This window comes from Roseovarius confluentis (genome assembly GCF_002917925.1).
Classification (GTDB): Bacteria; Pseudomonadota; Alphaproteobacteria; order Rhodobacterales; family Rhodobacteraceae; genus Roseovarius; species Roseovarius confluentis.
In genome coordinates, this window is record NZ_PPFE01000019.1 from 1 (window position 1) to 3,689 (window position 3,689).

At 60.0% G+C, this 3,689-nt stretch carries 5 protein-coding genes; 2 read left to right on the top strand and 3 right to left on the bottom strand.

Annotated elements, in window-relative coordinates; all coding sequences use genetic code 11:
* From C2I35_RS21685 to C2I35_RS21695, 3 genes are all read right to left on the bottom strand, one after another.
* Positions 1–142 (bottom strand): CoA transferase (locus tag C2I35_RS21685; RefSeq protein ID WP_211286175.1); only part of this gene is annotated, 142 nt, incomplete at its 3' end.
* 14 nt (positions 143–156) lie between these two features.
* A complete protein-coding gene (gene oxc, locus C2I35_RS21690) occupies positions 157–1,929 on the bottom strand; it encodes an oxalyl-CoA decarboxylase (RefSeq protein ID WP_245890600.1) in 1,773 nt (590 codons plus the stop codon).
* 55 nt (positions 1,930–1,984) lie between these two features.
* A complete protein-coding gene (locus C2I35_RS21695; RefSeq protein ID WP_103765130.1) occupies positions 1,985–2,692 on the bottom strand; it encodes a GntR family transcriptional regulator in 708 nt (235 codons plus the stop codon).
* 304 nt (positions 2,693–2,996) lie between these two features.
* Between C2I35_RS21695 and C2I35_RS21700 the strand changes: the two genes are divergently transcribed.
* Together C2I35_RS21700 and C2I35_RS21705 are read left to right on the top strand one after the other, a co-directional pair.
* Complete coding sequence (locus C2I35_RS21700) at positions 2,997–3,533, top strand: hydrolase (RefSeq protein ID WP_103765131.1); 537 nt, start codon at positions 2,997–2,999, stop codon at positions 3,531–3,533.
* Positions 3,534–3,562: 29 nt separating this feature from the next.
* Positions 3,563–3,689 (top strand): ATP-grasp domain-containing protein (locus tag C2I35_RS21705; RefSeq protein ID WP_342749721.1); only part of this gene is annotated, 127 nt, incomplete at its 3' end.

The window sequence follows — 3,689 nt, forward strand, 5'->3', positions numbered from 1 at the left end:
GCTGCTGCCGCGTGGCGTCGCCCACGCCCGGCCGCTCCACCTTCAGAACATCCGCCCCGAACCACGCAAGAAGCTGCGTGCAGGTCGGACCCGACTGAACATGCGTGAAGTCCAGAATCTTGATGCCATCCAATGCTTTCATGAGTTCTCTCCCGCTCAGATATTCTTGGCTTGGGGGTAACGGTTCTGCGCTACCACCGAAGACGGGTTCAGGTTGCCGATGTTGCCGCTCTCCTTGCCGGCATCTTCGGCGATGATCGCGTTGATGAGCGTCGGCTTGCGGCTTGCGAAAGCTTCCTTGATCGCCTGCCGAAGCTCGTCGGGGTTGTCGGCGGTCACACCGACCCCACCGAAGGCCTGCATCATCAACTCGTATTTGCTGTCCTTGACGAACACCGTGGTCGAGGGATCTTCGCCGCCGGACCAGTTTTCGCCGTCACCGCGATAGATGCCGTTGTTGTTCATGATGACGATGCACACGGGCAGGTTGTAGCGGCAGACCGTCTCGATCTCCATCCCGCAGAAGCCGAACGCGCTGTCGCCTTCAACCGCGAGAACCTGGTCGCCGGTTTCCACGGCAGCGGCAATAGCAGAGCCCATGCCGACCCCCATGATACCCCAGGTGCCCACGTCCAGCCGCTTGCGGGGCTTGTGGATGTCCACGATCGAGCGACACTGGTCCAGCGCATTGGCGCCTTCGTTGACCAGAACCGTATCCGGGTTCTCTGCGATCAGGTCCTTGATGACGCCCAGAGAGCCCTGGTAGTCCATCGGAGAGTTGTTGTTCTTGAGGCGCGGGGCCATCCGTTCGATATTGGCCTCGACCTTGGAGCGCACGGCGCCGGTCCAGTCCTCGGACGGTTTTTCCCAGTTGCCACGGATCTTTTCCAGCAGAGCGCCGGCACAGCTGCCGATGTCACCGATCAGTGGCGCCGCGATGGGCTGGTTGCTGTCCATCTCGTTGGGTTCGATGTCGATCTGCACAAACTGCTTTGCGCCCTTCTCGCCCCAGGCCTTGCCCTCACCGTGGCTGAGCAGCCAGTTCAGGCGCGCGCCGATCAGAAAGACGCAGTCGCTTTCCTTGAGCACCAGTGATCGGGCCGCCGAGGCGCATTGCGGGTGCGTGTCGGGCAGAAGACCCTTGGCCATCGACATCGGCAGGTAGGGGAAGCCCAGGGTTTCCACCAGTTCCTTCACCTTTTCGTCTGCCTGCGCATAGGCGGCGCCCTTGCCGATGATGATCAGCGGTTTCTTGGCATTCTTCATCACGTCCAGCGCGCGATCCACCGCCTCGGGGCTGGGGACACTGGCGGGGGACGGATCCACGACCTTGATCAAGGACTTACTGCCCTCGACTTCGTCCATGACTTGCCCAAGAAGGGCACCGGGGACGTCAAGGTAGACACCGCCGGGGCGGCCCGTCAGGGCGGCGCGGACGGCACGGGCGACGCCGAGGCCGATATCCTCGGCGTGCAGGATGCGGTAGGCCGCCTTGGCATGGGGCCGCGCGATAGCCAACTGGTCCATCTCTTCGTAATCGCCACGCTGAAGGTCGACGACTTCACGCTCGGATGAACCAGAGATCAGGATCATCGGCCAGCAGTTCGTCGTGGCATGGGCAAGCGCGGTCAGGCCGTTCAGGAAGCCAGGGGCTGATACCGTCATGCAGACACCTGGCTTCTTGGTCAGGAAACCGGCGGCGGCGGCCGCGTATCCGGCATGCTGTTCGTGGCGGAAGGACAGGACCCGCATTCCCTGCGCCTGTGCGTAACGTCCGAGATCGGTAATCGGGATACCCGGTACGTTGTAGATCGTCTCGACGCCGTTCAACTTCAGCGCATCGATCAGAAGATGAAACCCGTCGGTCAGCGTTTCGGGATCCGTCTCGGTCCGCGCGACGAGGTCATCGGTCATCTGGGTCACACCCATAGTCTTCCTCCCTGTTCGGGGCCCCGTTCGGCCCCTTTCTAGTACTCATTCCTTGTTAGCTGACCCTGGCGCCTCCCGCGCCGACGGCCAGTTCGAAACTGCTCCAGGTGCGATTGACGTGCGTGTGCAACCGCATCGTGTGCTCGCGAACGAGGCGCTCCGACAGATCGGCATCCCGCGCTTCGATCGCTTCGATGATTTCTGCATGATCGACGACCGACCACCGCACGCGGTTGCCCTCGCCCATCGCCCGAACCCGCACCGCGTTCATGTGCAGGAACAGACCATCCGCCATTTTCCGCAGAAGTTTACAGCGCGAGATCTCGAGGATGCGCTGATGAAAGCGGATATTGTCGTCGGAGTATTCCGAGATACGCGTGTTGGCGATCTCGTCGTTGTACTTCGCCGCTATGGTGCGCAGGCTGGCGATTTCGCGATCCGTCGCGTGTTCGCAAGCCAAACGCGCCGCCATGCTTTCCAGCGCAGCCCACGCGATGATCATATCCAGAATATCGGCCAGGCTCTTGCGCTGCACGAACACGCCCTTGCGCGGCTGAACCTCGACAAGACCATCACGCTCCAGCCGGGCCACGGCCTCGCGCAGCGGTGTCCGCGAGACGCCCAGCTGCTCGGCCAGATCACGCTCGTCCAGACGCAGATCTGTCGCGCTGTCGTAGATGTTCATATCAGTTATCGCTGTCCGAAGCATTTCGTAGACGTGATCCTTCAGCGTGAAATTCGAAGGCACAGGTTTCAGCTTCATGCGCCCTCTCCGATCTCGTGTTGCGCGGCGTCGTTTGCGACGTTGGTATACCATACACAGCATACCTAACACGACAAACGATTTTTCAGTTCTGCTCGAAAAATCGCCGAAATCCGGCATGATTCCAGCCCGAAAATTCAAGCTAAACTTCTATTTATATTGAACTTTTTTCACACGAAAAAAATCTGCCCGAACGATCAATCAAGGTGATCAAAGGCGCGAATCTCGCAGGTTGCGATACTGTGAAATAGTTGGTATCTGGTATTCCACGAGGTCATCACCAAGTGCATGAAAGGACCTGTTTTTGCTTATCCGCGCCGACGAATCAGCCCTCATTGTCATCGACATGCAAGAGCGACTGGTGCCCGCAATGCAGGCGCCGGCCCGTACGATTCGCAACACGAGAACGCTCTGTGCCGGCGCACGAGAAATGAACATCCCCATCGTGATGACCGAACAATACCCCAAGGGTCTTGGCAATACCGTGTCCGAGCTGGAGACGCCGGAAGCCACGGTGCTTCCGAAGATGCATTTCTCCTGCATGGAGGACGAGGATTTCGCCGCGCATTTCCGCAGCCTTGATCGTAAACAGGCCGTGATCGCGGGAATGGAGGCGCATATCTGCGTGGTCCAGACCGCCGCCAGCCTGATAGAGGAGGGCTACGAGGTTTTCGTGGTCTCCGACGCCACGGCCTCGCGCACGCTGGAAAGCGAAGCGGCCTGCATCGCCCGGCTCAACGCCTATGGCGCCGGGATCGTCACCACGGAAATGGTCGTTTTCGAGTGGCTTGGCAAAGCCGGGACACCGCAATTCAAGAACATGTTGCATCTCATCAAGTAAGTAAAAGCATCGGGAGGAGCTTTGAGACAATGAACATCCATGAATACCAGGCGAAGGCCTTGCTGCGCTCTTACGGGGCGCCTGTATCGGACGGGCGTGTCGTTTTGCGCGCGGAAGAGGCGAAGACGGCGGCGGGAGAGCTTGACGGCCCCGTCT